18 protein-coding genes and 1 tRNA gene are annotated in these 19,754 nt (G+C 60.8%); 9 read left to right on the top strand and 10 right to left on the bottom strand.

Annotated elements, in window-relative coordinates; genetic code table 11:
• Nucleotides 1–24: 24 nt before the first annotated feature.
• Entirely contained in the window at nt 25–1,035 is a 1,011-nt protein-coding gene (locus F7R11_RS06375; protein WP_064802032.1) for a 3-oxoacyl-ACP synthase III family protein, read from the bottom strand.
• A 343-nt stretch (nt 1,036–1,378) separates the two neighbouring features.
• Here F7R11_RS06375 and F7R11_RS06370 point away from each other — a divergent pair.
• From F7R11_RS06370 to trmB, 4 genes are all read left to right on the top strand, one after another.
• Nucleotides 1,379–1,452, top strand: a tRNA-Gly gene (locus tag F7R11_RS06370).
• A 158-nt stretch (nt 1,453–1,610) separates the two neighbouring features.
• Nucleotides 1,611–1,931: a metalloregulator ArsR/SmtB family transcription factor gene (locus tag F7R11_RS06365; protein WP_064802030.1), complete on the top strand. Its 321-nt coding sequence runs from the start codon at nt 1,611–1,613 to the stop codon at nt 1,929–1,931.
• A gap of 76 nt (nt 1,932–2,007) precedes the next feature.
• On the top strand, nt 2,008–3,012 hold the full coding sequence (locus tag F7R11_RS06360) for an acyl-CoA desaturase (RefSeq protein WP_231973161.1): 1,005 nt from the start codon (nt 2,008–2,010) through the stop codon (nt 3,010–3,012).
• A 66-nt stretch (nt 3,013–3,078) separates the two neighbouring features.
• On the top strand, nt 3,079–3,828 hold the full coding sequence (gene trmB, locus F7R11_RS06355) for a tRNA (guanosine(46)-N7)-methyltransferase TrmB (protein WP_064802028.1): 750 nt from the start codon (nt 3,079–3,081) through the stop codon (nt 3,826–3,828).
• A gap of 27 nt (nt 3,829–3,855) precedes the next feature.
• Here the strand turns inward: trmB and F7R11_RS06350 are convergent, their stop codons facing one another.
• The 4 genes from F7R11_RS06350 to F7R11_RS06335 all read right to left on the bottom strand — a co-directional run bounded on the left by F7R11_RS06350 (nt 3,856) and on the right by F7R11_RS06335 (nt 6,886).
• Entirely contained in the window at nt 3,856–4,968 is a 1,113-nt protein-coding gene (locus tag F7R11_RS06350) for an NADH:flavin oxidoreductase/NADH oxidase (protein WP_064802026.1), read from the bottom strand.
• A gap of 114 nt (nt 4,969–5,082) precedes the next feature.
• Nucleotides 5,083–5,964, bottom strand: coding sequence for an undecaprenyl-diphosphate phosphatase (locus F7R11_RS06345; RefSeq protein WP_021196793.1), 882 nt, complete (start codon nt 5,962–5,964; stop codon nt 5,083–5,085).
• A gap of 64 nt (nt 5,965–6,028) precedes the next feature.
• Nucleotides 6,029–6,622 carry a DUF1439 domain-containing protein gene (locus F7R11_RS06340; protein WP_064802024.1) on the bottom strand — a complete coding sequence of 198 codons (594 nt, stop codon included), beginning with the start codon at nt 6,620–6,622 and terminating at the stop codon, nt 6,029–6,031.
• A 6-nt stretch (nt 6,623–6,628) separates the two neighbouring features.
• Entirely contained in the window at nt 6,629–6,886 is a 258-nt protein-coding gene (locus F7R11_RS06335) for a YkgJ family cysteine cluster protein (protein WP_064802022.1), read from the bottom strand.
• A 193-nt stretch (nt 6,887–7,079) separates the two neighbouring features.
• Between F7R11_RS06335 and F7R11_RS06330 the strand changes: the two genes are divergently transcribed.
• The 4 genes from F7R11_RS06330 to F7R11_RS06315 all read left to right on the top strand — a co-directional run bounded on the left by F7R11_RS06330 (nt 7,080) and on the right by F7R11_RS06315 (nt 10,513).
• Nucleotides 7,080–7,823: a TetR/AcrR family transcriptional regulator gene (locus tag F7R11_RS06330; protein ID WP_064802020.1), complete on the top strand. Its 744-nt coding sequence runs from the start codon at nt 7,080–7,082 to the stop codon at nt 7,821–7,823.
• 95 nt (nt 7,824–7,918) lie between these two features.
• On the top strand, nt 7,919–8,569 hold the full coding sequence (locus F7R11_RS06325) for a protein-L-isoaspartate O-methyltransferase family protein (RefSeq protein WP_064806189.1): 651 nt from the start codon (nt 7,919–7,921) through the stop codon (nt 8,567–8,569).
• Between the two features lie 26 nt (nt 8,570–8,595).
• Nucleotides 8,596–8,928: a rhodanese-like domain-containing protein gene (locus F7R11_RS06320; RefSeq protein WP_064802018.1), complete on the top strand. Its 333-nt coding sequence runs from the start codon at nt 8,596–8,598 to the stop codon at nt 8,926–8,928.
• Nucleotides 8,929–9,034: 106 nt separating this feature from the next.
• Nucleotides 9,035–10,513, top strand: coding sequence for a TolC family outer membrane protein (locus F7R11_RS06315; RefSeq protein WP_064802016.1), 1,479 nt, complete (start codon nt 9,035–9,037; stop codon nt 10,511–10,513).
• Here F7R11_RS06315 and F7R11_RS06310 read toward each other — a convergent pair whose 3' ends face one another.
• The 4 genes from F7R11_RS06310 to F7R11_RS06295 all read right to left on the bottom strand — a co-directional run bounded on the left by F7R11_RS06310 (nt 10,514) and on the right by F7R11_RS06295 (nt 15,110).
• Nucleotides 10,514–11,242 (bottom strand): META domain-containing protein, encoded by a 729-nt coding sequence (locus tag F7R11_RS06310; protein ID WP_064802014.1) that lies wholly within the window; start codon nt 11,240–11,242, stop codon nt 10,514–10,516.
• A 112-nt stretch (nt 11,243–11,354) separates the two neighbouring features.
• Nucleotides 11,355–12,680, bottom strand: coding sequence for a lipid IV(A) 3-deoxy-D-manno-octulosonic acid transferase (gene waaA / locus F7R11_RS06305; RefSeq protein ID WP_064802012.1), 1,326 nt, complete (start codon nt 12,678–12,680; stop codon nt 11,355–11,357).
• The gene (waaC, locus tag F7R11_RS06300; protein WP_064802009.1) at nt 12,680–13,678 is read right to left on the bottom strand and encodes a lipopolysaccharide heptosyltransferase I; all 999 of its coding nucleotides are present in this window, start codon (nt 13,676–13,678) and stop codon (nt 12,680–12,682) included. Before waaC ends, waaA begins: the two co-directional genes overlap by 1 nt.
• Nucleotides 13,679–13,721: 43 nt before the next feature.
• Entirely contained in the window at nt 13,722–15,110 is a 1,389-nt protein-coding gene (locus F7R11_RS06295) for a phosphomannomutase/phosphoglucomutase (protein WP_064802006.1), read from the bottom strand.
• 479 nt (nt 15,111–15,589) lie between these two features.
• Here F7R11_RS06295 and F7R11_RS06290 point away from each other — a divergent pair, with 479 nt between their 5' ends.
• The gene (locus F7R11_RS06290; protein ID WP_151180512.1) at nt 15,590–16,453 is read left to right on the top strand and encodes a GumC domain-containing protein; all 864 of its coding nucleotides are present in this window, start codon (nt 15,590–15,592) and stop codon (nt 16,451–16,453) included.
• On the opposite strand, the gene F7R11_RS06285 is transcribed toward F7R11_RS06290, so the two are convergent.
• Nucleotides 16,450–19,578 carry a glycoside hydrolase family 78 protein gene (locus tag F7R11_RS06285; protein WP_151180511.1) on the bottom strand — a complete coding sequence of 1,043 codons (3,129 nt, stop codon included), beginning with the start codon at nt 19,576–19,578 and terminating at the stop codon, nt 16,450–16,452. The two genes, F7R11_RS06290 and F7R11_RS06285, sit on opposite strands and share 4 nt — an antisense overlap.
• Nucleotides 19,579–19,754: the final 176 nt, after the last annotated feature.

Raw genomic sequence — 19,754 nt, 5'->3', positions numbered from 1 at the left:
TCCAATCAATAAAAAGGTAATTCGTCAGTAATCGATGATAGTACCGGCCCAGGACAAGCCAACGCCAAACCCCACGACCAAGATTCTGCGACGACGCCCCGCAGCCTGCGGCAAAGAGCTAAGCGCGATCGGGATAGTTGACGACACGGTGTTGCCACAGTGCTCCATGTGAATGACAAACTTGTCCTCAGGAATCTTGCACTTCTTGCGCAAGCTCTCCAGGATGAACGTGTTTGCTTGGTGAAAAACGACATGATCAAGATCGTCCACCGCAAGTCCTGCCGTATCCAGCAAATCCTTGACCAAGGCGGGTACCGCCTTCAACGTAAAGGCCATCACCGCAGCACCATCCATTTTCAGATGGTCTTCGGTACGAACGTTGCCGGAGGTATCTTCATACTCGACGGCGGAGCCCTCGGTACGAGCATGGCGAGCTCCGCCCGTCTTGACGATGAGATCTTCAGCCCCACCGCCATTCGTGCCAAAAATGAACGGCCCGATAGCGTCACTCTCACTCCGTTGAGCTTCAATCAAGGTCGCAGCTGCCCCATCGCCAAAAATGGTGCGCACGCTCTTGTCACGCGGATGAATGAACTTTGTGTAGGTGTCAGCCGTTAGCAAAAGGACCCTACGAACGCTACCGGCCTCGATCAAACCTTTTGCAAGGGACAGTCCATAGACGAATCCTGAGCACCCAAGGTTGAAATCCAGCGCACCGATATCCTGACGCAGGTCTAGCCGACTCTGCAGAACACATGCCGTTGTTGGCAGAATGTAGTCAGGGGATTGCGAGCAGAACAGCAGGAAGTCGATCGACTTCCGATCAATTCCATGCTCAGTAAACATGGCCTCTGCCGCACTAAACGCCAGATCTGCCGCCGTTTCGTCCGGCGCAGCCACTCGACGCTCAGCGATGCCCGTCTTACTCAGAATCTTCTCTGCCGTCCACTCAGGAAACAAAGCAGCAAGCTCCTCATTGTGAACAACCGGGGTCGGTAGGTAGGTACTGACGGCCGCGACTTTAGCTTTGATCATCTCTCATCTTCATGGGCACGGGGCCGAGCGTCACGCCTTGGAGCGTAAAGGACACCCGCCGTTGCAAGTCCTCAAAGAGCTTGCGGAAACCTCGCGTACCAGAGGCTCACTGGCCCCAGCGCGAATCTAGTATCCGGGCAATCGGCGGCTGTCGATTCACTCGACAGAACAACTGCGACACTGCTTGCTGCCGTAGGCCCCAACGCACTTGCATGGCCCGTTATCAAGGGCGTCATTATAAATGATCCATACTCGCGTTGGCCTGCGTTGCCGCTCGATAAGCGCACTGAGCATCACCTACACTTGCCACAGCTTGATCACCCCGCATAGAATGTGGAGTTACGCGGGCGTCGTATAATGGTAATACCCTAGCTTCCCAAGCTAGAGCCGTGGGTTCGATTCCCATCGCCCGCTCCAGATACCCCTTCATCGCGCTGCTTTTCACCGCGATGCCTCTTCGAAAAAACCGGACACTGCTCCGGTTTTTTTTTGTGCCTGCCCTCTCCCACATTCGCCTTGACACCAGATGCGTCGTCGACAAACAATAAATTAACAAATTTTCTAATCCTTGAATCATGACCAACATCGACAAGATCTTTGAAGCGTTGGCGTCCACACCACGTCGGCAGATCCTGGCCTATCTGTCGGAAGCCGAACTCACGACGTCTGAGCTTGCCGAGCGTTTTGCCATGAGCGCACCGGCGATCTCGCGCCATCTGTCGGTACTGGAGAACGCCGGGTTGGTCATCAGCGAGCGGCGCGGCCAGTTCGTCCTGTACAAGCTCAATGGCGACAGCCTCGTCAACAGCCTGACCAGCTATGCCTTCGAGCTGTGTCCGGTTGCTCGCCCGCTCAAGGCCGAATCCCGCAAGAAGGCCACAGAAAAACCCGGTTGACGTCTCGCGCAGCCGCGCAACCCACCCTAGCAACCACCGCAGTCATGCATTCCCACCATCGGGAAGGAGACCTGTTGTGCAAAATTTTGCCGAGAGTCTGAAAACACACCGCGTGCAAGCCGCCGATGTGCAGAGCGTGGTCCGTGGTGAAGTCCGCTATGCGCCGGTCAAATCGCTTTGGTTGACCGGCATGGCGGTGGCAGGGGTGGTTGGTGGCATCTGGACGTTCAGTTGGGCAGCCTTCGCTGTCTTCGTCCTGACGACCGGCAGCGTTCTGCTGCTGGGGCATTCGCTGGGCAGCCACCGCAAGCTGATTCACGATAGCTATCAATGCCCCAAATGGCTGGAGTACACGCTGGTGTACTTTGGCGTACAGGTCGGCTTGGCCGGCCCCATCGGCTTGCTACGCCAGCATGATCTGCGTGACTATGCGCAGCGGCTCCCGGACTGCCACGACTACCTACGGCATGGCCGCTCGTTCTGGCAGGATGCCTGGTGGCAACTGCACTGTGAGTTGCAACTCACCGATCCGCCCCTGATCGCATTGGAACCCCGAATCGCCAACGACCGCGTCTATCAGTTCCTGGAGCGTACGTGGATGCTGCAGCAATTACCTATCGCGTTGCTGCTGTACGGGTTGGGCGGGTGGAGCTTCGTGTTCTGGGGGACCTGCGCGCGTGTGACGGCCGGGGTGTTCGGCCACTGGCTGATCGGCTACTTCGCGCACCACCACGGCGGCATGCACTACGAGGTGCAAGGCGCTGCGGTGCAAGGCCACAACATCCGCTTTGCGTCGCTGCTGACCATGGGCGAGTGCTGGCACAACAATCATCACGCCTACCCGGGCTCGGCTCGCCTGGGCCTGTTTGCCGGCGAGTGGGACCCGGGCTGGTGGATGCTGATCGCCTTGCGCAGGGTCGGCCTGGTTTGGAACCTCCGTCTGCCGTCGGACCTGCCTGCCCGCCCGGAACTGGTCCGCCTGCGGGACGAGCCCGCGCCCCCGATCGAACCGCCTACTCGCCGCTGGCACCTGCCGTGTCCGTGCCGACGCCTGCGGGCCGATAGGGCTGCGCTGCTATAATCCGGGCATCTCCCAAGCCGCCCTCGGCGGCTTTTTTATTGCCGCCACGTCCGTGGTGAATCCGCCATGCAGTCCACCGAACACACCAACGACGGCACGCCCGTCGAGCCGTCTGACGACGATCAATCCGGTACGCCGGAAACCGGCCACCCGCGCCGCATCCGCTCTTACGTACGCCGCGCCGGCCGCACGTCTACCGGTCAGCAGCGCGCCATCGACGAACTCGGCCCGCGCTTCCAATTGCCCTACGCCGCCGAGCCGCTCGACTGGGAAGCCGCCTTCGGGCGCGCCAGCGCCAAGCGTATCTTCGAGATCGGCTTCGGCATGGGCGAGACCACGGCCCACATCGCGCAACTGCGTCCGGACGACGATTTCCTGGGCGTGGAAGTGCACGAGCCGGGCGTGGGTGCACTGCTCAAGCTGATCGGCGAACGCGAGATCGGCAACATCCGCATCTGCTCGCACGATGCGGTGGAAGTGCTGGCGCACATGATTCCGGAAGGCACGCTGGATGGCATCCACGTGTTCTTCCCGGATCCATGGCACAAGAAGCGCCACAACAAGCGACGCCTGATCCAGAGCCCGTTCGTGGCGCGCCTGGCCGCCCACCTGAAACCGGGCGGCTATCTGCACTGTGCAACGGATTGGGAGGAATACGCCCACCAGATGCTGGAGGTGCTCTCTGCCGAGCCGACGCTTGAGAACACCGCCGACGGCTTCGCGCCGCGCCCCGATTATCGCCCCGTCACCAAGTTCGAGAAGCGCGGCCTGCGCCTTGGGCATGGCGTATGGGATGTGGTCTTCCGCAAGCGCTGACCACACCCACGCGCGATTGGTCGTGGATTAGCGCGCGCCGAAATGCGTCTCGCCAAAGAGGTTCTTGGCATGACGCGGGAAAGCGCGCCAATACTGCGGCGGCGCCTTGACGGTGGCGCCCAGTTCCGCTGCCGCAGCCCAGGCCCAGTGCGGGTTGTAGAGAAAGGCGCGGCCGACCGCGACCAGGTCCGCACGCCCCTCCGCAACGATGGCCTCGGCTTCATGCGCCTCGTTGATGAGGCCGACGGCAATGGTCGGGATATCCGCTTCGTTGCGGATCTTCTCGGCAAACGGCACTTGGTAACCCGTCGACAACGGAATCTGCTGCAGCGGCGACACGCCGCCTGACGACGCATCGATCCAGTCGCAACCACGCGCGCGCAGCGCCTGTGCAAACACCACCGAATCCTCCGGCGTCCAGCCGCCCTCCACCCAATCGGTGGCCGACACACGCACGCCCACCGGAATGTTGTCCGGCACCACGGCCCGCACAGCATCGAAAATTTCCAGCGGATAACGCATGCGGTTCTCGCGTGAGCCGCCGTACGCATCGGTGCGCTGATTGGCAATCGGCGAGAGGAATTCGTGCAACAGATAGCCGTGCGCGGCGTGCAATTCGATGGCCGCCAACCCCAGGCGCACAGCGCGGCGCGCGGTGGCGACAAACGCATCACGTACGCGGGCAAGGTCGGCGTCGGTCATTTCGCGCGGCGCACGCTCTTCAGGGCGTTGCGATAGCGCGGACGGGCCCATCGTCTCCCAGCCGCCGGCATCGAGCGGCAACAGCGCACCACCCTCCCACGGCCGCGCACTCGACGCCTTGCGGCCCGCATGCGCGATCTGCATACCGATCGGCACCAGCGCGTTCTGGCGAATGGCGGAAAGTGTGCGCGCAAGCGCGGCTTCCGTCGCGTCGTCCCACAAACCTAGGCAGCCATTGGTGATGCGCCCTTCCGGCGATACGGCGGTCGCCTCGATCATCAGCAACCCCGCACCGGAAAGCGACAAGCTACCTAGGTGCGTGTGATGCCACGCCGTCGCCTGGCCGTTGTCAGCTGAGTACTGGCACATCGGCGAGATGACGATGCGGTTCTCAAGCGTGAGACCGCGCAGGGAAAAAGGCTGGAAGAGTGCACTCATGATCGGGGGACCGGCTGTCAGCGGCTGGCAGAAGAAACCACCAGTGTGTCCGAATCCGCCCGATCGTGCAGACGGCGCGAAGACCCGCGCCGAGGAAGGGAAATGCTGACTGGCTTAAGCCTGCCAGGCGATGAGATGCGTATAGGCCGTCACCAGCACGATGATGCCGAAGATGATCCGGTACCACGCAAAGCCGCGGAAATCGTGCGTAGCAATGAACTTCAGCAGCCAACGCACGCAGAAGAATGCGGAGATGAATGCCGCCACAAAACCCACCGCAAAGATCGACAGGTCATCGGCCGACAGCAACGCACGCGACTTGTACAGCTCGTACACCGTCGCCCCAAAGATCACGGGGATGGCGAGGAAGAACGAGAACTCCGTGGCCACCTTGCGCGACAGCCCAAACAGCAGGCCGCCGATGATGGTCGAGCCCGAGCGCGACGTGCCCGGAATCAGCGCAAAACACTGCGCGAAGCCCACCTTGATCGCATCCGAAATACGCAGGTCGTCGAGCGTTTCGATGCGCGGCGCACCGGCCTTGGCGGCCTCAAGCAGCGCATTGGCACGCGGGTCATGCGTCTGACCGCGATGGCGCTCGCGCCATTCGGCCCACAGGATCACGAAGCCGCCGATGATGAACGCCGACGCCACCACGATCGGGTTGAACAGATGCGCCTTGATCGCCTTGCCGAAGATCAGCGCCAGCGTGATCGCGGGAATCGTCGCCACGATCACGTTGATGGCGAAGCGCTGCTGGCGCGGGTCGCTGGGCAAGCCCTTTACGACCTCGATGATCTTGTGGCGGAACTCCCAGCACACCGCCAGGATGGCGCCGAATTGGATCACGATTTCAAAGATCTTGCCCTTCTCGTCATTGAAGTCGAGCAACTGGCCGGCCAGGATCAGGTGGCCCGTGCTGGAGATAGGAAGAAACTCGGTCAGACCTTCGACGATGCCGAGAATCAGCGCTTTGATGACGAGTGCAATGTCCATGCAGTAAGCAGAGGAGGAGAAGAAAGACGAGGCGCAGGGCGTGCTGCGTACAACAGCAAATGCTTCAAGGCCGCTTGGCCTGAACGTGCACGCCTTCGGGCAAAACCGTGATTGTACCGGGCTCTACAGCGATGCCGGCCACTTTCAACTGCTCCGGCTTGAACGTGTAGACCGCGTAATCGTTAAGCAATTGGCCTGCAATCAACGAGCCGATCGCGCTGATCTGTTGGCCCAGTCCGCCTGGCACGTTCTGCAGATCGAAGCGGTCGACGCTGGGTTGATCCAGGCGGATCGAACGCGTGGGCGAGTCGTAGTGCAAGCCGCTGGAGATGGCCAGCGGCCCGATCAGCGGTTGGCGCAGCAGGCCGCTTTCCACGCTCGCATCCGCCTGGATGGCGATGCGGTTGCGTGCAGGGTCCAGCGAAATCTGCGGGTTGGTCAGTGTGACGTCGAAGAAGCCGAGAAAGCGCCGCTGGAATGGAAACTTGCGTGCCAGCGCTTCCTGCATCTGGCCGCGCGAGAAGGTATAGCCGCTACCCGTCCAGCCGGTCGGCATGCAGGCGACCAGCACGACAGCGACGGCCACCGCAACAGCTGCCGCGCCGGCCCACCAGCGGAAACGGTTCGAGCGAGTGGCAGGTTTCGTGGAGTCAGTCATGAAGGATCAATGCGCCGCAGTGGCGATCTCAAGTCGAGTCAGGAACTGCATGGCGTGCGCCGCCGTGGCGCCACACATGTCGGGTTCGGGCTGCAGACTGCCGCACACCGCCGGACGCTCCGGGTGGCCGAAGATGCGACAGCGGTTGGTGTCATCCAGCTGCGCACAGCGCACGCCGGCCGGCTTGCCGTCGGGCATACCGGGAATCGGGCTGGAGATGGAAGGCGCGATGCAACACGCACCACACTGGGGTCGGCAGTCCATGGCCGTCCTGGTCAACGAATTGGCTTGGAAAGCCGCTATTGTGCACCAGCACATTCGAGGCCCAATCTGATTGACCGTTCCGATGTTACTTGACCCACCCTCGCACCATGCGTACATTAATGACCGGAAAGTAAGTTATCCGTGAGTCAGTGGCCAAAGTGCGCCGGCTGACACCACTTTTGCAGTTGCTGCCGTGACCGATCGAGAACCCGAGTCTTCCGCCAAACGCTGGACCCGCCGCAAGGAAGCCCGCCCACAGGAGCTGGTGGCGGCGGCGCTCAACCTGTTCGTGGCGCGCGGCTATGCGGCCACGCGGCTGGAAGATGTGGCCTCGGCGGCAGGCGTGTCCAAGGGCACGGTCTACCTGTACTTCGCTAACAAGGAAGAACTGTTCAAGGCCGTGGTGCAGGAAAATCTGCTGCCCGCCCTGGCCGAGGGCGAAGCCCTGATCGACACGTTTGAAGGCTCCAGCGAAGCGCTTCTGCACGAAATCCTGATGGGCTGGTGGGAGCTGATTGGCGAATCACCTGCCTCGGGCCTGACCAAGCTGCTGATGGCCGAATCGGGCAACTTTCCCGATCTGGCGCAGTACTACAACGAAGAAGTCATCGAACGCTGCGATCGCCTGTTCGCGCGCATCCTGGCACGCGGCGTGGCCCAGGGCGAGTTCCGCGAAACCGATGTGGACCTGACCACGCTGGCGCTGACCGCCCCGATGCTCTTCCTGATGATGTGGAAGCACTCGTTCGGCCCGTGCGCCTCCAAGGTGCTGGAGCCGAAGGCGTTCATCACGCATGTGGTGGCGCTGGTGCTGCATGGCCTGTTGCGCAATCCGGTGCCCGGCGCTGTGATTCCGCCGCCACCTCCGCTCACGGCGCAGCCGTGGCGCACCCCGTCCGATGTCGATGGTGATGCCAACGGGGGCACCCAGTCGTGAGGTTCTCTGCCGGAATGTCCTCCGGACTTGCTAAAATGCCGGGTTTGTCGTCAAACCCTTATCCGCATTACGCGCTCCACATGGAAGGCATGCCCATGGACATCGAAAAATCCCGGTTCAACATGATCGAGCAGCAAATTCGTCCGTGGGACGTGCTCGATACCGACGTGCTCGACCTGCTGACGGTCGTCAAGCGCGAGCACTACGTGCCCGAGGCCTACCGCGCGCTGGCCTTCGTCGACATGGAAATCCCGCTGGCCGGCGGCCAGAACATGCTGGCCCCGCGCGTGGAAGCCCGCGTGCTGCAGGAGCTGGCCGTGCGCAAGCACGAAGACGTGCTGGAAATCGGTGCGGGTTCGGGCTACATGGCTGCCCTGCTGGCGCATCGCGGCCGCCAGGTCACCACGCTGGACATCGTGCCGGAACTGATCGCCTTTGCCCGCGACAACCTCACGCGCAACAGCGTCACCAATGTCGACGTGGTTGGGGCCAGCGGCGCCAATGGCTGGGGCGATGGCCTGTACGACGTGATCTGCGTGTCGGGTTCGGTGCCGGCCGTGCCGGAAGCGCTGCTCAAGCAGCTCAAGGTGGGTGGCCGCCTGTCGATCTTCGTGGGCGGTGCGCCGGTCATGGAAGCGCAGCTCATCACGCGCATCTCCAACACCGAATACCAGACGCGCAACCTGTTCGAGACCTACGTGACGCCGCTGGTGGGCATTCCCGTCCCGTCGCAGTTCCGCTTCTGACACACCCCGGCCCGTCCCCAATCATCATGCAACAGCTCGCTCCCACCGCCCTCGCCCAATGGCTCGCCGACGCATCGCGCGCGAAGCCCGTCCTGCTCGACGTGCGCTGGGCTGAAGAGGTGGAGATCTGTGCGCTGCCTGGCATCACACACATTCCGATGAATGAGATCCAGATACGTGCCGGCGAGCTGCAAGCTGACCAAGACATCGTCTGCATCTGCCACCACGGCGGACGCAGCGCGCAGGTTGCGCAGTATCTGATCGTGCATGCCGGCTTTGATCCGGCCCGCGTCTACAACCTGCAAGGCGGCGTCCATGCCTGGGCCAACCAGGTGGACACGCAGATGGCGACGTACTGATTGGGGAAGCCGCCGCCGGGCAATAACCCGTTCACAACCTGACTCGTATGAGCAGGTTCTGACGTGCCCGCGCTGCCTTCCGACGTTTTCCTCGTCCGGGGGCTTTATGAGTGTTGCTCGCAGTCACTGCGCGCGGTTTGCCGTGTGCGGTTCGCTTGTTGTGCTGTGCTGGTCGATAACGCCGCTACTGGCATGGGCGCAAACGCCTGCGCCTGAAGTACCGGCCGCAACCGATCTCCTCTCCGCTTACCGCGCCGCGCTGGCCAACGATCCGCAGTTCGCATCGGCCCGCGCGCAATCGCTCGCGCAGCGCGAAAAGCTCACGCAAGGCCGCGCCGGCCTGCTGCCACAAGTTGGTGGTGCCTGGAGCTCCACGCGCGTCATCTTCGATCAGAAGGCGCCGGCCGAATTCAACAAGACGTTCTCATCGACGGGCTGGACGCTGTCACTCTCGCAACCGCTGTTCCGTTGGGACCGCTGGGAGACGTACAAGCAAGGCGAGATCGCCGCGCAAGCCGCTGAGGCCTCGCTCGCGCAGGCACAGCTCGACCTCATCACCCGTACGGCGCAGGCCTACTTCGACGTGCTCAACGCACAGGACACGCTACAGCTCGCCACCGCGCAGCGCGACGCCATCCAACAACAGTACGAGCAGGCGCGTCGCAACTTTGACGTCGGCAACGCCAACATCACCGATGCCAATGACGCGCAAGCGCGGCGCGATTCCATCGATGCAACCGTCATCGCTGCGCGCAGTGACCTTGAAGTCAAACAGTCAGCGCTCAAGCAAATCGTCGGCGAGCCGGTTGGCACGTTGGCGGGGGTACGCACCGGCGTGGCGCTGCCGCAGCCGGAACCGGCAACCCCCGAGCCCTGGGTCGACCAGGCACGCAGCGGCAACCTGCAGGTGGCGCTGGCCCAGTACAACCTGCAAAGCGCTGAACGCGACGTGAAGAAGGCCAACGCCGGCCATCTGCCCTCCGTCGACCTCGTCGCGCAGACGGGTCATACCAACGCCAGCGGCAATCAGTACCTACCGTCACTGCCGGGCGGCGCGCGCTTTGAGAGTTCGCAGATCGGCGTGCAGGTGTCGATTCCGATCTTCGCGGGCGGCGCAATCCAGTCGCGCGTGCGCGAGAACATCGCGCTGGAGACCAAAGCTGCGAGCGACCTGGAGTACGCCCGCCGCGCTGCCGAACAAGGCGCACGGCAAGCGTATATCGGCGTGATTGCAGGGCTGGCGCAGGTGAAGGCGCTGGAAGCGGCCGAACTGTCGGCGCGCACGGCGTATGACTCCAACCAGCTCGCCTATGGCGTGGGCGTGCGCATCGGCACCGACGTGCTGAATGCGCAAGCACAGCTATTCCAGGCGCGGCGCGACTTGGCACGCGCGCGCTACGACACCATCGTCAATGGCTTGCGTCTGAAATCTGCCGCCGGCTCGCTCAACGAGGCGGATGTGATTCAGGTGAACACGCTGCTCACGGCCAACGGCTCGAGCGATATCACCGCCCTGCCGCCACGCGCTGCGAAGCCAGCACTAGCGAAATCAGCACCTACCGCTGCCAAGCCCGCCAAGCACTGATCAGTGGTTCTGGCCGCTCGGTGACGACGCCGGCGCCGGTGCTGGCATCGTCAGCGGCCGCTCTGCAAACTGCAGCAGTGCGCCGCTGGCAGTCTTCCAGATCACCTGGCGCCCCTGTCGCCCCGAAGCCGACGGCTGCATGCCGACGGTCGCCAACGGCGATTTCAATGCTTCCAGGAAAGCCGTTTCCAACTCCATGCGCGCCGGGTCACATGCCATGCGTGTCGTTGCGAGGCTACCGAAGCGCATGCCCGAGACGAGCTTCTCGTACGGACCGGTAAAGCGGTTGCAGCCCGAGTAACCCGATGCAACACCGTTGGCAGCCTCCAGGCCTGCACTGAACTCGATGGCAATCGGCTGTGCGTTCGGATCGGCCCCCTCTTCCTCCGCCGCGGGCAGTTCCTTGGGCGCCGCCCCCGGCTCTTGCCAGCGTACCAACACAAAGCGTGAGCGGCCCTCGCCTTGCGCCTGGGTCAAGGTGGCCTGACCGGGGTTGGGTAGGGCGCTGGCGGGAGCAGGCTTCGCTTCAGGCGTCGACGCGGCTTGCGCGACCGGGGCGGAAGCCGCGATGCTTGTCACTACGGTAGCGGGCTTGCCAGTGGGTGCGGGCGTCATGCAGCCGGCGCCGATGATGGTGGCTGCGGTCAGCACGGCCAAGGCCGCTGCCGTCAATACCACACGGCGTGGCGTCTGCAGCAGGCTTGGCTTAGGACGATTCGATTGAGACATGAACGGGTCGTGAACAGTGGCGAATGCAAACTACAGCAAACTGCGCAAAGAGCCGTTAGTCTGCGCCGCGCGGATTGAGTTCGCAGTTTTCGTGCCGAACATGGCTTGCACGTTACAGCGTCGGCAATACAAGCGATGCCACCGCCTCCACCGTACGTGCCGTCGCCCCGCCATGCGTGGCAGCAAAGGCCAGCGCGGCGCGTGATGCGGTCTCGCGCGCATCGGCGTCGGACAGCCACACATCGATCACGCGCATCACCGCTGCCGCATCATCCACCTGCATACAGGCACCTGCGGCCACAGCATCGCGCGTGGCCTGCGCAAAGTTGAACGTGTGCGGGCCGATGACCACCGGCGTGCCGACAGCACATGCCTCGATCAGGTTCTGCCCACCCAGCGGCAACAGACTGCCGCCGATGAATGCCGCTTCGGCGGCGGCGTAGTACAGCGCCATCTCGCCCATCGAATCACCAAGCAGGACATCCGCTTCGCCCAAACCAGCGTCGTCCGCCATGCCGGCGGCCGAGACGGTCATCGCGCTGCGACGCGCAACACGCAAGCCCACGCGCTCGGCAAGCTGTGCCACCTCATCAAAGCGCTGCGGATGGCGCGGCACGAGAATCAACAGCGGGTGCCGGCGCCCAACGTGCTGTGCGCGATAGGCTTGCCAGGCATCCAGCAGCAACGCCTCTTCGCCTTCGCGCGTGCTGGCCGCCACCCAGGCCACACGCCCATACCGCCCGTGCAAGGCTTCGCGCAGCACGCGGCCCGCCATGATCTGGTCGACGTGCGGTGTGATGTCGAACTTCAGGTTGCCCGTCACGCGCACACGCGGCACACCAAGCGAGCGATAGCGATCGGCATCGTCCGGCGTCTGTGCGAGCACGGCGGCCAACTGTGCATACGTCTCGCGTGCGGCATCGCCCAGACGCGCGGTGCGGCGATGGCTGCGCGCCGACAGACGCCCATTGACGAGCACCATCGGTACGCCTGCGGCGTAGGCACGCTCGATCAACACCGGCCAGATCTCCGTCTCCATCAACAAGCCTAGACGCGGCTGGAAGTGGCGCAAGAACCGGTCAACGGCCCCAGTCAGGTCATACGGCAGATACGCCTGGATGACGCGACCATTACGCTGCGCCGCGAACTCGGCACCCGTGCGGCGGCCGGTTGGCGTCATATGCGTCAGCAGCACAGCGTGGTGCGGAAAGCGCGCGAGCAGCGCATCGATAAGCGGCTGCGCGGCACGCGTCTCTCCCACCGACACGGCATGCACCCACAGCAGCGGGCGATCAGGATTCGCGCGCGAGGGGTAGAAGCCGAGCCGCTCGCCAACGTGCTGGCGATAACCGGGCTCCTTGCGGCCACGCCACCACAGACGCAGCAATGCAACAGGTAGCGCAATGCGCCACAGCAGGCGATACAGGAAGCGCAACATCAGAGCACACCCAGCGCGCGCAGCGCATCGAGCGCCTGGGCGCTGGTGGGGTGGGCCTCGGCGCTGCCGAGGTCATGTACGTTGGGCGTCCAATAACCGCCCGTGCGCCACGCGGTCGTGAAGTTATAGAGCGCCACTGTCGGCTTGCACAGTGCTGCGGCAATGTGCACGAGCCCTGTGTCCACGCCCACCACGGCCGTCGCTTGATTGAGGAACGCCGTCACGTCCGGCAGCGACATCCGCGGTGGAATCACCACGCGCCCCACCGTGCCCGGCACCGCCGCGATGATGGCCTCACGGATGGCCTCGCTGGTACGGCGCTCGGTTTCGCTGCCCCACGGCAGTGCGATGGCGTAGTCGCGCGCCAATAGCTCGCGCGCAACGTCCACCCAGGCTGCCTGCGGCCAGCCCTTGTCAGCGCGCGAAGTCGCATGCACCAGTGCAACGTACGGACGCGGCATCGCAAACGACAACGCTGCGGACGGCTGCAGACCAAAATCGATCGACGCGGGCAGCGTGTAGCCAAGCGCCTCAGCCACCATGCGGCGCGAGCGCTCGACCACGTGCACGCGCGGCTCCATCGTGATCTTGCGCTGGTAGAACAGCTTGGCGAGCGGCTCATAGCCAGCGCCATCGGTACGGTTGCCGAAACCGGCCACGAAGCCGCTCGGGGTCAGCCTGGCCTGGGCCGCAACCAGCGCAGTCTTGATGAGACCTTGCGTATCGAGCACCGCGTCGTACGACTTGGCGCGCAGCGCGCGGCGAAAGGCGGCCATCTCGCCCCATGTCTTCCCGGAACCCAGCGACTTGCGCCAGCGACGCAGCGCAAACGGAATCACACCCTGAACACCGCGCACGATGCGCACCATGCCGGCAAAGCCCTCTTCGACCACCCAGTCGATCTCGGCATCCGGATAGGCACGCAGGATATCGGCCACGACCGGCGTGCAATGCACTACATCGCCAAGCGACGATACCTTGACGATCAGCACACGCATGCCATTACTCCTTCCCCCAACTTCATGAGTACGGACCGTGCGATCAGAACGGCAGTTGCGCGTCCGGCTTCTCAGCCAGGATCACGCGGCGGAACTCGCTCTGGATGCGCGCCATGGCGACATCATTGTCGGCCTCGAAACGCATCACCACCACCGGCGTGGTGTTGGACGGGCGTGCCAGACCGAAACCGTCTTCGTACTCCACGCGCACGCCATCGATGCGATTGACTTCCTTCGCGTCCGCAAACGTGGCGTTCGCCTTGATCTTGTCGAGCAGCGTGAAGGCTTCACCCTCGGCGCATTTCAGTTGCAACTCCGGTGTGCAATGCGAGTTCGGCAATGCGTTAAGCGTGGCGCTGGGATCCGCCAGACGCGAGACGATCTCCAGCAGGCGCGCGCCCGTGTATAGACCGTCGTCAAAACCGTACCAGCGATCCTTGAAGAAGATGTGGCCGCTCATTTCACCAGCCAGCGGTGCGCCGGTTTCCTTCAGCTTGGCCTTGACCAGCGAATGGCCCGTCTTCCACATCGTCGCCTTGCCGCCGTGCTCGCGGATGAACGGTGCCAGCTTGCCCGTGCACTTCACATCGAAGATGATTTCGCCGCCCGGATTGCGCGACAGCACTTCCTGCGCGAACAGCATCAGCTGACGGTCGGGGAAGATCACCTGGCCATCCTTGGTGACGACGCCCAGGCGGTCGCCATCGCCATCAAAGGCGAGGCCGAGTTCGCAATCGGTGGTCTGCAGCGTGCGGACGAGGTCTTGCAGGTTCTCGACGTGCGCGGGGTCCGGATGGTGGTTCGGGAAGTGGCCGTCCACCTCGCAGAACAGCTCCGTCACCTCGCAGCCCATCGCGCGGAAAAGCTCCGGCGCAAAAGCACCTGCCACACCGTTGCCGCAGTCCACGGCAATTTTCATCGGGCGGCTCAGCTTGACGTCCGACACGATGCGGTCGATGTACTGTTGGCGGATGTCCACCTGGACGTAGCTGCCAGAGCCCTCGGCGAAGTCGCCTTGCTCGATGCGAGTGCGCAGTGCTTGAATCTGTTCACCGTAGATGGCTTGGCCTGCCAGCACCATCTTGAAGCCGTTGTAGTCGGGCGGGTTGTGGCTGCCGGTTACCATCACGCCTGAGGTGGCACGACGCCCTGCCAATTCGATGTTCGTGCCGAAGTAGACCATGGGCGTGGCAACCAGGCCGAGGTCGATCACGTCCACGCCGCTGGCGCGCAGACCGTCAGCCAGTGCTGCCAGCAGATCGGGGCCCGACAGGCGGCCATCGCGACCGATCACCACGGCGGATTCGCCCTTGGCGCGGGCTGCGGAGCCGAATGCTTGGCCGATCAGACGTGCGACTTCCGCATCGACGGTTTTGCCGACGATGCCACGGATGTCGTAGGCTTTGAAGATGGTGGGAGTGATGCTGCGCATGAAGCAATCCGTGAGAAGGTCGAATTGGTGCCATTGTAAATGGTCGATACGGCTCTGATCGCCGCTGTACCAAATTTGCCTGCAGCGGTTCGTCCAACGAGCATGCTGCTTCATGTAGCAACAAATTGCGCTGCAAGTTGGGACTGCCAGCCGGCTTGCCGGCCTCGTCACATCCGCGTCTCCCCGCCGCGAAGTGCAAGCAAAATTCATCGCTGTTCGACGATGCGGCAATGCCTTGGACCCACGCAATTGAACAAGCCTTCAGCTACCGTCTACGGCCGGCATTCAAGTAGCTTAAGGTTTCGCGCGTTGGCAGGCTGGGCCCAACCTGATCTAGGCAAGCCGGTGCGCTGAGTCCCGCCACAGGTATAGATCACCCGCGCTTGCCCGGCCACAGAGCATTCCGCTCGCGGAGTACCTCAAGGATCGCGTCCAAACCAAGTTACAATTCACGATCGTTCGTTCTAGAAGCACCATGTATGTCCATCAATTCCACAGACGCGCAAACCCCCAACTTGGATCCCGTACGTATTTTGGCGAAGTCATTTAAGACCATCCTCTTGGCGGGTGTCGTGGGAGCCGTTGCAGGATTGTTGGCGTCCATCGTTGTTCTCCCTCGCTGGTCGGCGAAGATGACAATCCAGCTTGGCCAGGTGTGGATCCCTGACGCAAGAGGTTCATTCCCCCCCCAACCCCAATCCCTTGAGAATCAGTCAACAGCGACCGAGCGATACAATCTGCCGAGTTTCCGACTCCAGGTACTTGGCGCCCTGGGGCTCCCAGCCCCAGACTCTGGCAATAAGGACGCAGATCTGATCTTCAAATCGCTGAAAGCAACGGCCGGTCGGAGCCAGAACGTGATCACCGCCGAGGTATCGGCCTACTCACGGGAATCTGCGGAGGCAACGCTGAACGAGGCACTGAAAATTTTTGCGGTTCCGCATCAAAAGCTGTTCGACCAAACCATTAAAGATCTGCAAGGCAATCTGGCGATTGCGCAAAGCAAGCTGACAGGCACACAAAACGACTATGCCCGGATTGGCGATGCACTGAAACTCGCGGTGACCTCAGGAGCCACCACCCCAAGCGCGCGTGATATTTTGGCCTCCAACACCGCCACGCTGATCAATGCACAGCTTCTTACGCTGCAGCAACAAGTTGGAGCTTATCAGGATGCATTGACGCCGCTGCGTACCTACCCAACTGCAGCATTGGGGCCAACATATGTTCCGAAGCAGTCCAGCACACCCAGCACCACGGTCTTCATTGTTTCGGGCGCTGTGGTGGGCCTGATGTTCGCGGCAGGCCTCACCCTCCTCAAGAATTCAGCTCGCGCCGCCTAATCGCGGCTTCCCCGGCATTGCCGCCCCTGAGCGGTGGCGCCCACAGCAGAAAAGCGATAGCGGCCTGACCCCACGCTATAAACGGAATAGCCCTCGCGTGAATAGAGAAAGCGAGCGCTATCCCTTTGGCCGCGTTGCCCCTTTGCCACAGGCAACCACACTTGAGCTCGCGTGTTTACAGGGATTTCGACATCAAGATCAAATCTGCTGTTACTCGCAAGCCAACGGACTCCTATCGGCCCATAAGGTGAATCATAGCGACCAGCAACACTGCACAGTCGCTTCTCCGGCAAAGGTTTAATGATAATGATCTTAAAGCCTGGACTCCCCGGACGAATACCTGCGACATTCTGATACATCCATTCACCGACAGATCCATATGCATAGTGATTGAAGGAATTCATGCCTGGATCTTGGAAGGAGCCATTAGGACGGATTGCGTCCCAGCGCTCCCACATGGTCGTACCACCCTTAGCAATTTGATATCCCCACGACGGGAAACTCGTTTGCAGCAGCAAGCGATATGCCACATCCGCGCGCCCGTTTTCCGACAAAGTCGACAACAATCGAGGTGTCCCGAGAAACCCGGTCGAGAGGTGCCAATTCCTAGCTTTAATCAATTCAACTAAGCGCTCAACAGCCAGCTTACGCTGAGATGCCGAGGGGATGAGATCCAGAGAAATGGCAAGCACATAAGCCGTCTGGGTATCCCCCTTTATTCGACCGGAGGATTCGACGTACGCGCTATTGAACGCCGATCTGATAGCACTGAACAGTGCTCTGTACTCGGTTGCATCCTTACCCAATACCTCAGCCGCTTGAGCAACCACTGCCGCGCTATGAGCGAAGAAGGCCGTCGCGATTAGATCCTTCGGAGTCTCATCGTTGAGGTTGAGCCAATCCCCATATCCATCGGCCGGCCGCAAGTATCCTGCACTATTATTCTTCAGATATGAGAGCCAGCGCGCCATGCTCTCAAAGTTTTGCTCAAGAACCCGGCGATCACCGTAACGCTCATAGAGCGTCCACGGCACTATAACCCCTGCATCGCCCCAACCAGCTTTCGCGCGATCAACACCCTCCAAGGCCGGTGCAGCCTCCGCATAAACACCATCTGATGATTGCGTATCACGCAGATCTACAAGCCATTTACCGAGAAATCTCACGGAATTCATGTTGTAGGTTGCTGTACCAACAAACGCTGCAATATCCCCAGTCCAACCGGATCTTTCGTCGCGAGCAGGAGTATCTGTGGGAATCGAGACGAAATTGCTGCGTTGTCCCCACAGCACGTTACTGTGCAATTTATTTAACGTAGGGACATTGCTCGAAAAATTCATAGTAATCGGCATCGAACTATGAATAACCCGACCAACCAACTCAACGGAATTTCTCGCACCTGAAACCTCAACATATCGGAAACCATGAAGAGTAAAAAGCGGTTCAAAAATCTCTCGCCCTCGCCCTTTCATAATAAAGACATCAGTCGCCTTGGCCGTCCTCAGATTATCGGTGTAAAGCTTACCATCTCGCCTTAAAACCTCTCCGTGCCGTATCGAAATTACTTGCCCCACAGAGCCGGAAGTACTTAATCGCACGGTACCAGAAAAATTCTGCCCGAAATCATAAATATAGGTTTTCGCACCGACCCTTCGCGTGGAAATCGGCTTTAATTCCTTTTCTACGCGAACAGGCGGGTCCACCTGCGAAACCAGTGAAGCCGAGACATCGGCTTTAACAAGCACACTCCTCCATCCGCTATCGCGAAGCTTAGGAGAACTCCAACCAGATATCTCCCGACGCGCGTCATATCGCTCGCCCATGATTAAGTCTGCCTGTATTACAGGGCCCAACTTACTTTTCCAGCTACCGTCGGTCACAATTCTGTCCGTATGACCATCGGTGTAAGCCAACTCCAGCTGCAGCAGCAAATAGGGTCTTTCACCATATTGACTCGGTCCGAGGGCTCCAACGTTTCCCGCATACCAACCAGGCGCTAGTGAAACACCCAATGCGTTCTCTCCCGACGAAACAAGGTCCGTAACGTCGTAAGTTTGATACTGGATACGCTTGTTGTAGTCAGTCCAACCAGGAGCCATCAAGTCGCGCCCGACTCGCTTACCATTAATTTCGACCTGATACAAACCGAGTGCTGCCGCATAAAGCCTTGCCGAAACGATCCCATTGCCTAAGTTGAACTCCTTTCGTAGCAACGGACTTAAACCCTCTTCATATGTTTTTCCAGCGACAGGCTCCCAGATAATTGACCGAGAAGTCGCAAGCGGACGCCCATTAAGATAGGCTCGACCGTGACCATACCCACCCTGCTTATTGGTCCACCACCCAACCTCCCCCACCGGATTTGATTCTTCCAGATAGTATGTCCCCGGCCCCTCTGGCTTGGGGAGCTTGAGTTTGGCCCAAGTGTTATCTACGTGGTTGGAAAATTGCTGACGAAGAACCAACTCCCCTCCCGGCCCTCCTCGATACAGTGAAAGCGTCATACCAGAATTGGTCTTGGAGAACGTTGGGACCTGTATGGCGACAGATGAAAAAGTTTTATCTGTCGCGAAACTTTGACCTTGTGAATCCCCTCCCTTAAGGAGCTCTGGTATTTTCTGAGCAATCGGCATGTCTAGCTTGCCGAACGAGGTGGGTAGCGGTGTAGGTTGATCATGACCAATCCACTGCGCACGCCAATCTTGCCGTGACAGCAACCCCATTTCCCACCATGATGGCGCACTCCATTCAGAAGGCTTACCAGAGGCATCCCAGACGCGAACTGTCCAATAGTAGCGAGTGCGTGACAGCAGCGGCGCTCCACCATATTCGACCAGCACTGACTGATTAGAACGAACCTTGCCGCTATCCCAAATGTCGGGGCTCCCAAGTAATGGAATACTACTTGCTACCCGTATTTGATAGGCAACCTGCACTTGATCTTTATCGCCGGACTCGAGAATCCAACTTAACCTTGGTCGCAGCGCGTCAATTCCTAGTGGATTGGATGCATATTCAACAGTGACGCTCCCGACCCTGACATCAGCCACTGCGGCATTTGACTCAAACAGCAGAAGGATCACCGCAAGAGTAATTAAAATTGCATGCAGTCGTTCGAATTTCATGTTTTTTCTCATCGAAATTTCCTAACATCCCTCACCAAAGTCAAGTGCCAAAGCTATCGTCAGGCTGCACAGCTACAGGTCACACTTACGAGGTACGTATGATAAAAATTTCGATTGCTCGCTCCAGCCCATCCGGTTGTTCACACTCGCTGATCAGCCCGCTCTGCAAGGTCACT

The sequence above is a fragment of the Ralstonia insidiosa genome, from assembly GCF_008801405.1.
GTDB classification, from domain to species: Bacteria; Pseudomonadota; Gammaproteobacteria; order Burkholderiales; family Burkholderiaceae; genus Ralstonia; species Ralstonia insidiosa.
The sequence above is the reverse complement of the archived record's forward strand: the minus strand, read 5'-3'. Positions and strand labels throughout refer to the sequence as shown.